Source organism: Mesorhizobium sp. KACC 23794 (genome assembly GCF_052180275.1).
Classification (GTDB): domain Bacteria; phylum Pseudomonadota; class Alphaproteobacteria; order Rhizobiales; family Rhizobiaceae; genus Kumtagia.
Window position 1 is genome coordinate 5401307 of record NZ_CP197465.1, and the last position, 13473, is coordinate 5414779.

General features: G+C 64.5%; 12 protein-coding genes. 3 read left to right on the forward strand and 9 right to left on the reverse strand.

Translation table 11 applies throughout. The features are described 5' to 3' along the window. The 8 genes from ACSBOB_RS26475 to ACSBOB_RS26510 all read right to left on the reverse strand — a co-directional run bounded on the left by ACSBOB_RS26475 (position 1) and on the right by ACSBOB_RS26510 (position 10086). Positions 1-963 (reverse strand): ABC transporter permease subunit, encoded by a 963-nt coding sequence (locus ACSBOB_RS26475; RefSeq protein ID WP_442579033.1) that lies wholly within the window; start codon positions 961-963, stop codon positions 1-3. A 9-nt stretch (positions 964-972) separates the two neighbouring features. Continuing rightward, positions 973-2112, reverse strand: a complete 1140-nt coding sequence (locus tag ACSBOB_RS26480; RefSeq protein WP_442579034.1) for an ABC transporter ATP-binding protein — start codon at positions 2110-2112, stop codon at positions 973-975. Positions 2113-2175: 63 nt separating this feature from the next. Then, complete coding sequence (locus ACSBOB_RS26485; protein ID WP_442579035.1) at positions 2176-3273, reverse strand: polyamine ABC transporter substrate-binding protein; 1098 nt, start codon at positions 3271-3273, stop codon at positions 2176-2178. Between the two features lie 351 nt (positions 3274-3624). Next, positions 3625-4578: a DMT family transporter gene (locus tag ACSBOB_RS26490; RefSeq protein ID WP_442579036.1), complete on the reverse strand. Its 954-nt coding sequence runs from the start codon at positions 4576-4578 to the stop codon at positions 3625-3627. A 168-nt stretch (positions 4579-4746) separates the two neighbouring features. After that, positions 4747-4926, reverse strand: a complete 180-nt coding sequence (locus ACSBOB_RS26495; protein WP_442579037.1) for a hypothetical protein — start codon at positions 4924-4926, stop codon at positions 4747-4749. A 356-nt stretch (positions 4927-5282) separates the two neighbouring features. After that, the gene (locus ACSBOB_RS26500; RefSeq protein ID WP_442579038.1) at positions 5283-7415 is read right to left on the reverse strand and encodes an adenylate/guanylate cyclase domain-containing protein; all 2133 of its coding nucleotides are present in this window, start codon (positions 7413-7415) and stop codon (positions 5283-5285) included. 201 nt (positions 7416-7616) lie between these two features. Next, positions 7617-8516 carry a DUF2167 domain-containing protein gene (locus ACSBOB_RS26505; protein ID WP_442579039.1) on the reverse strand — a complete coding sequence of 300 codons (900 nt, stop codon included), beginning with the start codon at positions 8514-8516 and terminating at the stop codon, positions 7617-7619. A 112-nt stretch (positions 8517-8628) separates the two neighbouring features. Further along, complete coding sequence (locus ACSBOB_RS26510; protein ID WP_442579040.1) at positions 8629-10086, reverse strand: helix-turn-helix domain-containing protein; 1458 nt, start codon at positions 10084-10086, stop codon at positions 8629-8631. Between the two features lie 420 nt (positions 10087-10506). On the opposite strand from ACSBOB_RS26510, the gene aceA reads away from it, so the two are divergent. From aceA to ACSBOB_RS26525, 3 genes are all read left to right on the forward strand, one after another. Beyond that, entirely contained in the window at positions 10507-11796 is a 1290-nt protein-coding gene (gene aceA / locus ACSBOB_RS26515) for an isocitrate lyase (protein ID WP_442579041.1), read from the forward strand. A gap of 115 nt (positions 11797-11911) precedes the next feature. Next, positions 11912-12178, forward strand: a complete 267-nt coding sequence (locus tag ACSBOB_RS26520; protein ID WP_442579042.1) for an SMc00767 family acetate metabolism repressor — start codon at positions 11912-11914, stop codon at positions 12176-12178. Positions 12179-12362: 184 nt separating this feature from the next. Further along, positions 12363-12824, forward strand: a complete 462-nt coding sequence (locus tag ACSBOB_RS26525; RefSeq protein WP_442579043.1) for a response regulator — start codon at positions 12363-12365, stop codon at positions 12822-12824. Positions 12825-12934: 110 nt separating this feature from the next. On the opposite strand, the gene ACSBOB_RS26530 is transcribed toward ACSBOB_RS26525, so the two are convergent. Beyond that, a complete protein-coding gene (locus tag ACSBOB_RS26530) occupies positions 12935-13396 on the reverse strand; it encodes a MarR family winged helix-turn-helix transcriptional regulator (RefSeq protein ID WP_442579044.1) in 462 nt (153 codons plus the stop codon). Positions 13397-13473: the final 77 nt, after the last annotated feature.

Genomic DNA, 13473 nt, shown 5'->3' on the forward strand with positions numbered 1-13473 from the left:
TCAACGCCCCTGTTCCTGGGCGCGGGCCTGCGCGTTCTGGAAGATCATGATGGGCACGATCAGCAGCAGCAGCAGGATCACCGCCACCGCCGACGAGACGGGCCAGTCCCGGTTGTTGAAAAATTCGTTCCACAAGGTCTTGCCGATCATCAGCGTCTGCGATCCGCCGAGCAGGTCGGGGATGACGAACTCGCCGACGGCCGGGATGAAGACCAGCATGCAGCCGGCGACGACGCCCGGCAGCGACAGCGGGAAGGTGATCTTCCAGAAGGCGCTGATCGGCGGGCAGCCGAGGTCCTTGGCCGCCTCGATCAGCGAATAGTCCATCTTCTCCAGCGCCGAATAGAGCGGCAGGATCATGAACGGCAGGTAGGAATAGACGATGCCGATGAAGATCGCGGTATGCGTGTTGAGGATGACGAGGGGTTCGTCGATGATGCCGAGCGTCAGCAGGAGCTGGTTCAGCAGGCCTTCCGGCTTCAAGATGCCGATCCAGGCGTAGACGCGGATCAGGAAGCTCGTCCAGAACGGCAGGATGACCAGCATCAGCAAGGTGGGGCGGATGCTCGACGGCGCCCGCGCCATGCCATAGGCGATGGGATAGCCGACCAGCAGGGTCAGGAAGGTCGAGACGCCGGCGATCAGAACGCTGGAGATGTAGGCGTTGAAATACAGCGGATCGTCGGTCAGCCAGACATAATTGTCGAAGGAGAGCTGGCGGATGCCCTCCCAGAACGTGTCTAGCCCGAAGACCGGCGTATAGGGCGGCATGGCGATCGCGGTCTGCGACAGCGATATCTTGAAGACGATGGCGAACGGGACGAGGAAGAAGACGAGCAGCCAGAGATAGGGCACCGCGATGACGACGCGGTTCGCCACCCAGCCAACCAGCGAAAACGGTTTTGCCGCGGGCGGCGCAGCGGCCGCGGCGTCGGATGGAGACAGGGCGGTCGTGGTCGCCATCGCTGCCCCCTATCGCGTCAGCACGACGCCGGCGTCCGGCCGGAAGGATATCCAGGCGCGGTCGTTCCAGGTCAGCGGGTCGTCGGTGAGGCGCGAGGCGTTGAGGGCGCTGGCCTTGACCACCTGACCGTCGTCGAGCTTGACGTGGTAGACGGTCATGTCGCCGAGATAGGCGAGGTCGAACACCTCCCCTTCCATGGCATTGGCGGCGCCTTCGGGCTTCCGCGACGAGACCTTGATCTTCTCCGGGCGGATGGCGAAGGCGACGGTATTCCCCGCCACCGCCTCGCCGGCATTCTCGACGGTGATCTCGGCGCCGCTGGCGCCGGTGATGCGCGCGGTGTTGGCGTCGCGCGCCGCCACCGTGCCCTCGAACATGTTGATGTTGCCGACGAAGCCGGCGACGAAGCGCGATGTCGGCGCCTCGTAAACTTCGGCGGGCGTCGCCACCTGCATGACCTGGCCCTTGTCCAATATGGCGATGCGGTCGGCCATGGTCATCGCCTCCTCCTGGTCGTGGGTGACGACGACGAAGGTGAGGCCGAGGCTCTGCTGCAGGTCCATCAACTCGAACTGGGTTTCCTCGCGCAGCTTCTTGTCGAGCGCGCCGAGCGGTTCGTCGAGCAGCAGCACCTTCGGCCGCTTGGCCACGGAGCGGGCCAGCGCCACGCGCTGGCGCTGGCCGCCGGAAAGCTGGTGCGGCTTGCGCTTGGCGAACTGCGTCAGCTTCACCAGCTTCAGCATCTCGGCGACGCGCTTCTCGATGTCGGGCTTGGGCATGCCTTCCTGCTTGAGGCCGAAGGCGATGTTCTGCTCGACCGTCATGTGCGGGAACAGGGCGTAGGACTGGAACATCATGTTGACGGGCCGCTTGTAGGGCGGGATGCCGCGCAGATCCTGGCCGTCGAGCAGGATGCGGCCGGATGTCGGATCGTCGAAGCCGGCCAGCATGCGCAGGAGCGTGGACTTGCCGCAGCCCGACGCCCCCAGCAGCGCGAAGAATTCGCGCTCGTAGATCTTCAGGGACAGGTTGTTGACCGCGGTGAAGTCCCCGAAGCGCTTGGTGACGTTCTCGACGGTGATGTAGGGTTTCGCGTCGGGATTGGTCCAAGGCGAAAAATCGCGGCGAATGCTACCCAAAGACTGCATGATCGGTCCCCTCGCTTGCCCCAGAAAAAATCCCGACGGGGTCGCCGCCGGGATCCTGTCGTCTCACTGACCGGTGACGACTTTCGTCCAGAGCCGCGTCACGACGCGCTGGTTCTTCGAATCGTAGGGCGACACGGTGAACAGCTTCTCCAGCGTCGCGGCATCGGGATAGATCGCCGGATTGTCCAGAATCTCCTTGTCGATGAATTCCTGCGAGGCCTTGTTGCCGTTGGCGAAATACACGTAGTTCGTCGCCTTCGCCGCGATCTCCGGCTTCAGGATGAAGTTGAGGAATTCGTGGGCTTCGGCGACATGCGGCGCATCGGCCGGGATCGCCATCTGGTCGAACCACATCTCGGCGCCTTCCTTCGGCACGACATAATCGACGACGACGCCCTGGTTGGCCTCGGCGGCACGGTCGCGCGCCTGGAACACGTCGCCCGACCATCCGACAGCCAGACAGATGTCGCCATTGGCGAGCGCGTTGATGTATTCCGACGAGTGGAATTTGCGGATGGAGGGGCGGATCGCCAGCAGCGTCTCCTCTACCTTGGCGAAGTCCTCCGCAGAGGTGCTTTGCGGATCAAGGCCGAGATAGTTCAGCGCGGTCGGAACGATGTCGCTGGGCGAATCCAGCACGTAGACGCCGCAATCCTTGAGTTTGGCCAGGTTTTCCGGCTTGAAGACGACGTCCCAACTGTCGACCTTGTCGATGCCGAGGGCGGCCTTCACCTTGTCGACATTGTAGCCGATGCCGACGGTGCCCCACATCCAGTTGACCGAATAGGCGTTGTCGGGATCGTATTTCTGGACGCGGCTGGTCACCACGTCCCATTCATTGACGAGGTTCGGCAGCTTCGACTTGTCGAGCTTCTGATACACGCCGGCGGCAATCTGCCGGACCAGGAAGTTGCTGGTCGGAACGACGATGTCATAACCGCTGCCGCCTGCCAGCAGTTTCGTCTCGAGGATCTCGTTGGAATCGAAGACGTCGTAGACGACCTTGATGCCGGTCTCCTTGGTGAAGTCCTCGATGATCGACTGGTCGATATAGTCGGACCAGTTGTAGACGTTCACCACCCTTTCCTGTGCGCCGGCGCCCCCGGCGACGAGCGCCAGAAGGGCTGTGGCAACGGACGTCAACAGCGCCCTGCGGATCATGCTACTCTCCTTTTCCAGTGTTCCCGGCGGTCGGCCGATCGCATCGGCCGGCGCTGCTTTTCTTGAAAGACTATTGGCATTGCCGCAGTGCGACAAGCACCGATTTCGAATAGAGAAACCGGCAGACCGCAGCCGCGGGACGGCTGCATGAAACAACGCTGGAGCAAGGTGTGAAAGGGCGGCCGCGTCCGTCGCCGCCGTTGATGTGCGCCCTGCCGTCGCAGCGGATGCGACCGGCTCTCTGTCGTGAAACCTGCACGGCCCTCTGCGTGGCCCGCTGCGGTACCTGGCAAGATACGCCTGCTTGTTGGTTGCCGATGAAGGCAAGGTGCGCCCTCGCCCGCAAACCTGTCAATGGGGGGCTGGAATTCCGGTGACGCCGGGCCGCACGGGCTTCGACGACCGGCGAAACTGCATGCCGATATGGAGCAGCAGAGCGGCGAAGACCACCGCGCCGCCGAGCAAGGTGCGCGACGACGGAACCTCGCCATGCACCAGCCAGACCCAGACCGGGCCCGCTATGGTCTCGAACGTGCCAAGCAGGGCCGCCATCGACGCAGGCACCAGCCGGGCGCCGCTGGCGAACAGGGCCATGCCGAGGCCGAGATTGAGCGCGCCGAAGGCAAAGAGCAGGCCGAAATCCGCCCACGACACGGCCAGCGAACCGGACATCGGGAAGGCGACCGCCGCTGCGACCAGCGTGCCGAAGCAGACGGCTGATGTCATCCTAACGCCGGAGAAATGCCGCGTGATGACAGTGGCAAGCGCGAAGGAGACGGCGATCGTCATCGCCAGCATGTCGCCGACCGGCGAGATGCGGCCGTCGAACGAGCCGGAAACCATGATCGCCACGCCGGCGAGCACGGCGGCGATGGCAGCCCAGGTGGTTCGCGACACGGTGTCGCGAAACAGCAGCCACCCCAGCAGCGCCGCGAACAACGGCACGCCGGCGTTGATCAGCATGACGTTGGCGATCGTCGTGTGGGCAATCGCCAGCACGAAGCAGGTCGAGGCGGAGGCGAAGCACAGGCCGACCAGGATGCCCGGCATGCCCATCGCGCGGAACTGGACCGCGGCGCCCCGCGCGCCGTCGCGGAACACCAGGAAGACGATGAGGAAAAGGGCGGCGAAGACCGAACGCCAGAACACCACGGTCCAGCTATCGTCGGCCTCGAGGAACCGCGCGATGGTGCCGCCGGTGCTCCAGGCGAAGGCAGAGAGGAAGACCAGCAGCGCGCCAAGCCTCTCGTCGCGGTCGGATGTCGCCATCGCCGCCGCAGGGCCTGGTGTCGAGGTATCCGTCATCGGCGGGAAAGCCCGTCGCAAGAGTGCAGCCGGTCAATGCCGGCACGGTCCGCGCCTAGCCGATCACGATCCCGCTGGCGTGATCCAGGCCGGGCATCCGGTTAGGGCAATCCGGGGCGGGCTCCAAAGGAAATCGGCATGGAGAACCTCCGCCCCCGCTGCTCGCAGCTAAAGCCGGCGCCGGTCTCCTTCAGCATGCATCGCCCCGACCCGCCCGCCCGGAAGAGCCAGCAGAGGCACTTCGGCTGGCACGGGAATTTTCCTCGCCGCATCGGCATCGAAATACCAGAAATCATATTCAGCAGGAGAGTGCGGCCGGATATCCGACCTGGCTGCTTTCTTCGTCATGGCTTCCTCCTCACCACGAGGCGAATAAGACGGAAAAATCGTCCTTCCGGCAACATGGACCAAGGTCTACCGCAAAGGCGTCGATCGGCCCGTCAACTGTTCTATGACATCAGCGGCGACGCCGTCGGCGGCCCAATATTGTTCGCGGCACTGGCAGGGGGGCCGGCTACAACCAACTCGGACTTCTCATCGTCTGGCAAGATAAAAATCAGCGATCGTCGAATGCACCGTGCCTGTCAGGCCGCGCGGTCGACGACCGACTGCGCGCGGCAAGCATGTCCCGCGCGCTCGCAGACCCGACCGCAGGGACGCCGCATAGCCCCGGCGTGGCGTCCGCTTGCGATACCCTCGGTTTTTCACAAGCGCAGCAGCCAGGCCTCCACCTTGCCCTTGCCCTTGACCTCGATCTCGCCTCGATACTCGAAGACGAAATGGTCCTTGAGCTTGTCGTAGACCGGGCGCGTCACCTGGACGGAGTCCGGGATGCCGCCGGATTCCATGCGGCTCGCGAGGTTCACCGTGTCGCCCCACAAATCGTAGATGTACTTGCTCTTGCCGATCACCCCGGCCACCACCGGCCCGCTGTTGACGCCGACCCGCAGCCGCATCGAGACACCGTTTTCCATGGCGTGCTCGCGGGTGATGTGGACCATGCGGATCGCCATGCGCACCATGCGCTCGGCATGGTCGGCCACCGGCTCGGGCAGGCCGCACACCGCCATATAGGCATCGCCCACCGTCTTGATCTTCTCGATGCCGAGATCCTGGGCGGCGACGTCGAAGCGCGTGAACAGGCCGTTCAGCAGGTTCACGACATCCTGCGGCGGCATGTCGGACGACAACTGGGTGAAGCCGACGATGTCGGCGAACGCCACGGTGACCTCGGCGAAACCGTCGGCGATCCTCGCCTCGCCGCCGCGCAGCCGGTTGGCGATCGGCGCCGGCAGGACGTTGAGCAGCAGTTGCTCGTTCTCGCGGTTCTTGTTCTGGATCACGACGTTCTGCTCGCTCAATTCGCCGACCATGCCGTTGAAGGCCTCGCAGAGCTGGCCGATCTCGTCATGCGTGCGCACCGGCACGGTGGCTGCATAGTCGCCGGCGGCAAAACGTTTCACCCCGGCGGTTAGCTCGCGCAGCGGGCCGAGCAGGGCGCTCGACAGCCACGCGGCGACGGCCGCCACGATCAGCAGCGCCAGCCCGCCGACCAGCAGGAGATCGCGGCGGAGCTGGACGATCGGGGCGAAAGCCTCGGCGCTGTCGATTTTGGCGACGAGCGCCCATTTTACCCCGTCAATCGCCAGCGGCCCCCAGGACGCGAGCGTCGGGACGCCACGATATCCGACGGTCTCGCCAGTGCCCTCGACGCCCGCGAGCGCTGCAAGTGTCGCCTTCGTATCGATGCGCTGATGCAGCACCGGCGTTCCGTAACGCCGAATGGCGTCGATCTCATCCTGCGAGGTGCCGACGGATTTGAGTTCGGCGAAGTAGCCCTCGGGATTCTCGTAGAAGGCGCGCGGGGCCGAGCGCACCAGATGGTCAGGCCCGACGAGATAGGCCTCGCCCGTCTCGCCGAAACCGTCCTGCCGCCAGCGGCGGCCGCTGGTGACCACATTGTCGATCTCTTCGTTCGACAATTGCGCGATCAGCACGCCGGTGACGGCCCCGTTCTCGATGATCGGCGCTCCCATGAAGGCGATCGGCGCGCCCCCCGACGGTGCGTATGGCGCAAAATCCTCGATGCAGATGGCGGAACGGTCGGCCGTCTCGGCGCAGCGCGCCACGGCGGCGGCGACGTTGGAGCGGCGGTACGGACCGAACTGGAGGGAGGTGGCGAAATCCACCTCCTTCTGGACCGTGTAGATCAGGCGGCCCGACTTCGGATCGGCGATCATGAAGTCGAAAAAGCCGACCGTCGTGGCCGCCGCCCGCATGAGGGGATGATAGACGGCGTGCAGTTTCGTGTAGTCGCTCCCGTCGCCGGCGTCGTCCAGGAGCTTGCGCCGCTCACCCGGGTTCGGGTTCTTCACGATGTAGTGGTACTGCAGATAATAAGGGGCGCCGCCGACCGGCAGGTAGTCCGACACGGGCGGTTCGCGGCCGAGGACGGCCGTCATCTCCGGGATGAAGTTCGCGGCGTACCAGTCGCCGACCTTCTGGCGCAGTGCGGGTGGCGCGCCATTGCGGTCGTGCTGGTCAACCGCGATCTTGAACTCGCGTGTCGCGTCGACCACCATCTTGGAACTGGCAAGCAGGCGCAGTTCTGCCTGGATCGTGCGGAAATAGGTTTCAACCTGATGCGTCTTGGCCTGGCGCGCGGCGGTGAGCTGGTCGAACACCGCTTTTTCAAGCGCGTCCTTGGCGCGGAAGTAGCCGAGCACGCCGGTCACCAGCACCGCCGTCGCGCCGAGCAGCAACAGCGTCGTGAACAGTTTTGCGGCGAGGCCCCATCGCACGGGGCGGGACGAGCCTGTCGTATCCGCGGAGGACATGGCTCAAGCCTGACCGATAAGATGCGCCAGGCGGATATGGTCGGTGATGATGATGACAACCCCCGGCTCAAAACCGTCCAGTCCGGACGGGCGGCGGATGCTACCGCATTCGCCGGACGATGGGCAGCGCAATCTGTCGGCAGGCGGCTTTTGGCATGGACGTGGGGCGGGAGCAGGCTGGCAGGCGGCGGCCGAGCGGGCTCAGGACGTGGAGGATTTCCCGCGGATGACGCGCCACAGCCAGGCAAGCGGCACGATCAGCAGGATGCCGAATTTCTTCAGCGCGATGAGGGCGACGGCCAACAGCCCCGCCTTGGCCGCCACCTTGCCGGCGATGAGGCCGCCGACGCCAACCGCCGCGACCGTGTCGGCGCCGGGGATGAAATCGGAATAACGCTTGCCGGGTGCGAAGCTGGCGGTGGTGAGCACGTCGGGCAGGCTGGCCTGTATCTCCGGCAACTGGTCGATCGCGGCGATGTAGCTCATTATCAGCACCCCCTCGCGGCCGAGGAAGCGGACATCGTAGTTCAGCGTGTGTTTTTCGGCGGTGCCGAACTGCAGCTCCTTCGCCCAGTGCAACCGCTTGTTCTCGGCGTCGTAGACGGGAGGCGCGGCCCAGCCGATCAGGGTTATCGGGTCGAACCCGTCCTTGGTCCTCGCCTCATTGGCGGCCAGAGTGTCCTCCCGCATGGTCAGGAGCATGTCGTTGTAGTTGATCGATGCCGCGTCCTTGTCGTCGACATAGCCGATCTTGTCCGCGCTGAGCAGCACGCCCCAGCCGTCGCTCGCCAGGGGATCGTATTTGATGGGAAAGAGCATGCCGAGCGTGCCGACGAGCGAACTCGGCGGATTTCCCCAGGCTTCGGTAAGAACGATGCCGGCATCTTCCTTGTCGAGGAAATAGAATTTCCCCTTCAAATCGAGATGAACGCCGTCCGGCAGGTCGACTTGGCCGGTCCTTGGCTCGATCTTGTCGAGAAGGGCTTTTCCCTCATCGCCATACTGAGCATAGGTCGGAAAGAATTCGGACGACTTCTCCGCAAACGCGGGAAAAATAGAAATCGCGCTCAATATTGACGCGAAATATGCACTCTTTTTCATTATCACTGCCGTCGTCCCCGCATTCGGCAGTATTTTTCGAACTTCAACATACAGGAGTCAATACAATCGATATTTACGCAACGAAAGCAGGGGATACCTTGTCAAACATCGCTCACCGGTAATCGAAAGCGCTTAGCCCCGTCACCATCTCGTCCAGGCCGAGCGGGCGGGTGATCGGCGGTTCGGCACGCGACAGGCAGCCCGAGCGCTCGCAGAGCCGGCAGGCGGGGCCGATGGGCGTGGCGCCAATCCGGCCGGGCTTGCCCGGTGCCGCGCCGGAGGCGGGCGGACTGGCGGGCAGTGCGGCGGCGTAGACGATCTCGTCGCGAAAGGCGATGTCGCAGCCAAGCAGCATCGCGGTGCGGCGCGGCCGCTCGCCGAAGCCGCCCTGCGGTCCTTCCAGCGTGCGGGCGACGGTCAGGAACTCGGCCCCGTCCGGCATCTCCACCGCCTCGACCAGGATCTGCCCGGGCTGGGCGAAGGCCGCATGGACCGGCAGTTTTGGACAGCCGCCGCCGAAGCGGCCGTGCGGAAAACCCTGGCCCCCTGCCCTGCGGAACCGGTTGCCGGCGTGGTCGACCTCCATCATGAAGAACGGCACACCGGAGGCGTTCGGACGCTGCAAGGTGGTCAGCCGGTGCGCCGCCTGTTCGAAGGACACGCCGAAGCGCGAGCGCAGGACTTCGATATCGTAGCGGGCGCGGACGGCGGCGGTGTGGAAAGCCGCGTAGGGCATCATCAGCGCGTGGGCGGCGTAGCGGCCAAGCTCGAACCGCGCCAGCCGCCGCGCCTCGTCGGACGACAGTTTCAGCGCCTGGATCTCGGCGGCGACCGCCACCGACATGCGCAGCAGGCAGGCTTCGACGGCAATCTCGTAAAGCTGGTCGAAGGGCGACAAGCGCTCCGAGATGAACAGGCGCTGCGAGTGGCGGTCGTAGCGGCGGCGCCAGTTGGGCATGACCGCCGCCGGCAGCACGCGCACGACGATGCCATGTTCGCGCTTCAGCCAGGCTTTCAGTGCGGCCCTGAGATCCTCGCCCGGATCGAGCAGGGCCGAAAAGGCCTCGGCCTCGCCTTCCAGCGTAGCAAAATGGTTCGGCCGCCGCTCCAGCGCGTCGCGCACCGCGTCGAGCGGCATGCGCGCGGCGGAAATCGCTCCCGCCCTGCCCTCATGGGCCATGAGGTCGTTGAGGTCGGACAGCCGCGCCGCCTGCTCGCGGTACGCGCGGTAGAGTTTTATCACGCCGGCCGACATGTTGGGCGCGGCCTCCGCCATCTCGACCAACTCCTGCTCGCCCGGCAGTTCGGCGGCGAGCAGCGGGTCGGCGAACACCTCGCGCAGCCCGGCGATGGAGCCGCGCGCCTCGCCCTGCAATTCCTCCGGATCGACCTTGTAGACGGTGGCGAGTTTCAGGATGAGTTGCACCGTCAGCGGCCGCTGGTTGCGTTCGATCAGGTTGAGATAGGAGGGCGAGATGCCGAGCCCTTCCGCCATCGCGGTCTGGGTCAGACCCTTGGCGTTGCGGATGCGGCGGATGCGCGGGCCGGCGAAGATTTTCTGCTCAGCCATGGGAGACACCTGGCCGATTGGAACGCGGACAGGCTGGCGGGACAGCGCCCCCCTCTGTCCTGCCGGACATCTCCCCCGCAAGGGGGGAGATTGGCAGCTTCGACGTTGCGGCCAGCCAATCTCCCCCCTTGCGGGGGAGATGTCCGGCAGCACAGAGGGGGGCAACGTAGAGCGCCGACCCGCCCCTTCCTTTTACACCCTTTGACAAACCAAACGGCATTCGAAAAACATCATCCGCTTTTACAATCTTGACAAATTTACATCACTCCCCTGTCAAGCTCAACACCGGTTTTCCCTTTTTCAGCGATCATTTTGGCGATTTCCCTCGTCATTTCTGCACTGCAATGTAAATCCGATGACAGGCAAGTGACGGTGTTTTCAGCCGTCGGCCAGCGCACGCATCGCAAGACGGAGCAGACAATGACCGATTTTTACAACCTCGTTCCTTCCGCGCCGGAAGGCCGCTACGACGGCATCGAGCGGCCCTATTCGGCGGAAGACGTGAAGCGGCTGCGCGGCTCCGTCGCCATCCGCCATTCGCTGGCGGAGAATGGCGCGAACCGGCTGTGGAAGCTCATCCACGAGGAGGATTTCGTCAACGCGCTTGGCGCCATGACCGGCAACCAGGCCATGCAGCAGGTGCGCGCCGGGCTGAAGGCGATCTACCTCTCGGGCTGGCAGGTGGCGGCGGATTCCAACACGGCGTCGTCGATGTATCCGGACCAGTCGCTCTATCCGGCCAACGCCGCACCCGAGCTTTGCCGGCGCATCAACCGGACCCTGCAGCGCGCCGACCAGATCGAGACGTCGGAAGGCAACGGCCTGTCGGTCGACACCTGGTTCGCGCCGATCGTCGCCGACGCGGAGGCCGGCTTCGGCGGGCCGCTCAACGCCTTCGAGATCATGAAGGCCTTCATCGAGGCGGGCGCTGCCGGCGTTCACTACGAGGACCAACTGGCGTCGGAGAAGAAGTGCGGCCATCTCGGCGGAAAAGTGCTGATCCCGACGGCGGCGCATATCCGGAACCTCAACGCCGCGCGGCTCGCCGCCGACGTGATGGGTACGCCGACGCTGGTCATCGCCCGCACCGACGCCGAGGCGGCGAAGCTGCTGACCTCCGACATCGACGAACGCGACCAGCCCTTCGTCGATTATGACGCGGGACGCACCGTCGAAGGTTTTTACCAAGTGAAGAACGGCATCGAGCCGTGTATCGCACGCGCCGTCGCCTATGCGCCGTCCTGCGACCTCATCTGGTGCGAGACCTCGAAGCCGGACCTGGCGCAGGCGCGGAAATTCGCGGAAGGCGTACGCCGGCATCATCCGGAAAAACTGCTCGCCTACAATTGCTCGCCGTCGTTCAACTGGAAGAAGAACCTCGACGACGCGACGATCGCAAAGTTCCAGCGGGAGCTTGGCGCGATGGGCTACAAGTTCCAGTTCATCACGCTGGCCGGCTTCCACCAGCTCAACTACGGCATGTTCGAACTGGCGCGCGGCTACAAGGACCGCCAGATGGCGGCCTATTCGGAACTGCAGGAGGCGGAGTTCGCTTCCGAGGCCAACGGCTATACCGCCACGAAGCACCAGCGCGAGGTCGGCACCGGCTATTTCGACGCGGTGTCGATGGCGATTACCGGCGGACGGTCGTCGACCACCGCCATGCATGAATCGACCGAGCACGCGCAGTTCCGGCCGGCGGCGGAGTGATACTTCCGGGGACAGTTTACTTTCTTTCCGCGGAAAGACCGTGACGCCTGAAGGTTCACGCGGGCGGAAAAAAGTAAAATGTCCCCAGCACCAACCTACAGCGAGGAGAAAGAAAATGCTGGATACACCCGAAAACCCGACCAAGACCCCGAAGACCAGAGTCAAGGAGCGGGCGGAGGAGCAGTCGACCACGATGTCGGCATCGCAGCAGACTGCGATCCGCATGCTCGCCAACGACCTGCACAGGCTCAACCAGTCGGTGATGAAGGCAGTGGAGGCCGGCGTGTCGGTCGAACTGGTGCGCTCGGCCCGCCATCACGGCGGCGACGGCAACTGGGGCGACCTGCTGATCCCGGTGGTGGTGACGCAAGCCGGCCGATGAAGCGAGGATTGCGGGCCGCGCGCGGGCTTCCGGGCGCGGCTCTTGCCCTGCTGCGCCACAGCGGCGCATGCGACGATTAGACTGGCGGAACCGGACCGGACGTTCTAAGCTAGTCTTCGTCGGGGTTTGATTTTGTCTCGCCGGAAGTATAGGCGGGGAAAGTCAAAAATATCTGGTTTTGTGCATGGCTATTGGGAGCCCCGGATCCGAGACCGGGCCGGAAACTCTGAGACACCAAGTATTCGAGACGGATGGCGTCTCCGTCGATCCGCTGTTGGTGCTGGTCGTCGGCCGGTCGCGAATCAACGCGGTGGTGGTTTCCAGGATCGTCGAGCGGTCCGGCCTGCATTCGGTGACCGAGTTGCCTGAAAGGGCCTGGGCGGCGCTGCGCGGCACCTTGCCGGCGCTGGTCATCCTCGACGGCGGCGCCGCCAATGGCGATTGCGAAGCCCTGATGTCGCCGCTCGGCGAGATCCGGCAGAGCGTCGGCCGGCAGATCCCGGCGGTGATCCTGCTGTCGACCGGTAATTTCACCGAAGTCGATGCCGCCCATGCCGGCATCGTCGACGCCGTCGTGTCGAAACCGATCCTGCCGGAATTGCTGCAGCCGGTCGTCGACAGGCTGGTCGGCTGGGGCCGCGCCTGACCTTCTTGCGGTCGAGTCTCAACTCGACAAAATCCTTTGTGCGCGCACCGCGTTTGGGCGCATAAGTCGCCAGCCTTTCCAGCGGCCACCAGAACTCGCGGCCGCCGGTATCAGACGAGTTTTCCAAGCAGGTCGGCAAGCTGCGCCGCCTGGTCCTCGCTCAGCTTCGCGCCGAGATGCCGCTGGATCGCCGCGCCATAGACTTCCCACATGGCGGCGCGCTGGCTGCGGCCCTTTTCGGTGATTACAACCCACTGGCCGCGGCCGTCGTCGCTGAACGCCTCGCGCCGCACCAGTCCTTCCCGCTCCAGCCGGCCGATCATCCGCGACAGGTTGGGCTGCGCGAACAGCGTCCGCTTCTCGATCTCCATCGGGCGCAGCCGCCCCTCTTCCGCGCGGTCAAGTTCCAGCAGGACGTCGTACCAGGCAAGCGGCGGACAGCCGGCCGCGTCGAGGTCGCGCTCGATCGATTCGAAGACCCTGCGCTGGCTGCGCATCAGCCGCACCCAGCCGAGTTCCACCGCTTCGGTCAGAAGCGGCGGTTCGCGGGAGGAAAACGAGCGATGCACCATAGATGCATTTACATCTATATTGACAGAGCTCGCAACCCATCCTATTTAGATGCATTTACATGCATCTAAATAGGATA

Excerpts from the sequence above, each read along its gene's own strand:
- ACSBOB_RS26520 (WP_442579042.1), top strand. The coding sequence starts at position 11,912 with ATGCTGGATACACCCGAAAACCCGACCAAGACCCCGAAGACCAGAGTC.
- ACSBOB_RS26490 (WP_442579036.1), bottom strand. The coding sequence starts at position 4,578 with ATGACGGATACCTCGACACCAGGCCCTGCGGCGGCGATGGCGACATCC.
- ACSBOB_RS26505 (WP_442579039.1), bottom strand. The coding sequence starts at position 8,516 with ATGAAAAAGAGTGCATATTTCGCGTCAATATTGAGCGCGATTTCTATT.
- ACSBOB_RS26510 (WP_442579040.1), bottom strand. The coding sequence starts at position 10,086 with ATGGCTGAGCAGAAAATCTTCGCCGGCCCGCGCATCCGCCGCATCCGC.
- ACSBOB_RS26530 (WP_442579044.1), bottom strand. The coding sequence starts at position 13,396 with ATGGTGCATCGCTCGTTTTCCTCCCGCGAACCGCCGCTTCTGACCGAA.
- ACSBOB_RS26485 (WP_442579035.1), bottom strand. The coding sequence starts at position 3,273 with ATGATCCGCAGGGCGCTGTTGACGTCCGTTGCCACAGCCCTTCTGGCG.
- ACSBOB_RS26480 (WP_442579034.1), bottom strand. The coding sequence starts at position 2,112 with ATGCAGTCTTTGGGTAGCATTCGCCGCGATTTTTCGCCTTGGACCAAT.
- ACSBOB_RS26495 (WP_442579037.1), bottom strand. The coding sequence starts at position 4,926 with ATGACGAAGAAAGCAGCCAGGTCGGATATCCGGCCGCACTCTCCTGCT.
- aceA (WP_442579041.1), top strand. The coding sequence starts at position 10,507 with ATGACCGATTTTTACAACCTCGTTCCTTCCGCGCCGGAAGGCCGCTAC.
- ACSBOB_RS26525 (WP_442579043.1), top strand. The coding sequence starts at position 12,363 with ATGGCTATTGGGAGCCCCGGATCCGAGACCGGGCCGGAAACTCTGAGA.
- ACSBOB_RS26500 (WP_442579038.1), bottom strand. The coding sequence starts at position 7,415 with ATGTCCTCCGCGGATACGACAGGCTCGTCCCGCCCCGTGCGATGGGGC.
- ACSBOB_RS26475 (WP_442579033.1), bottom strand. The coding sequence starts at position 963 with ATGGCGACCACGACCGCCCTGTCTCCATCCGACGCCGCGGCCGCTGCG.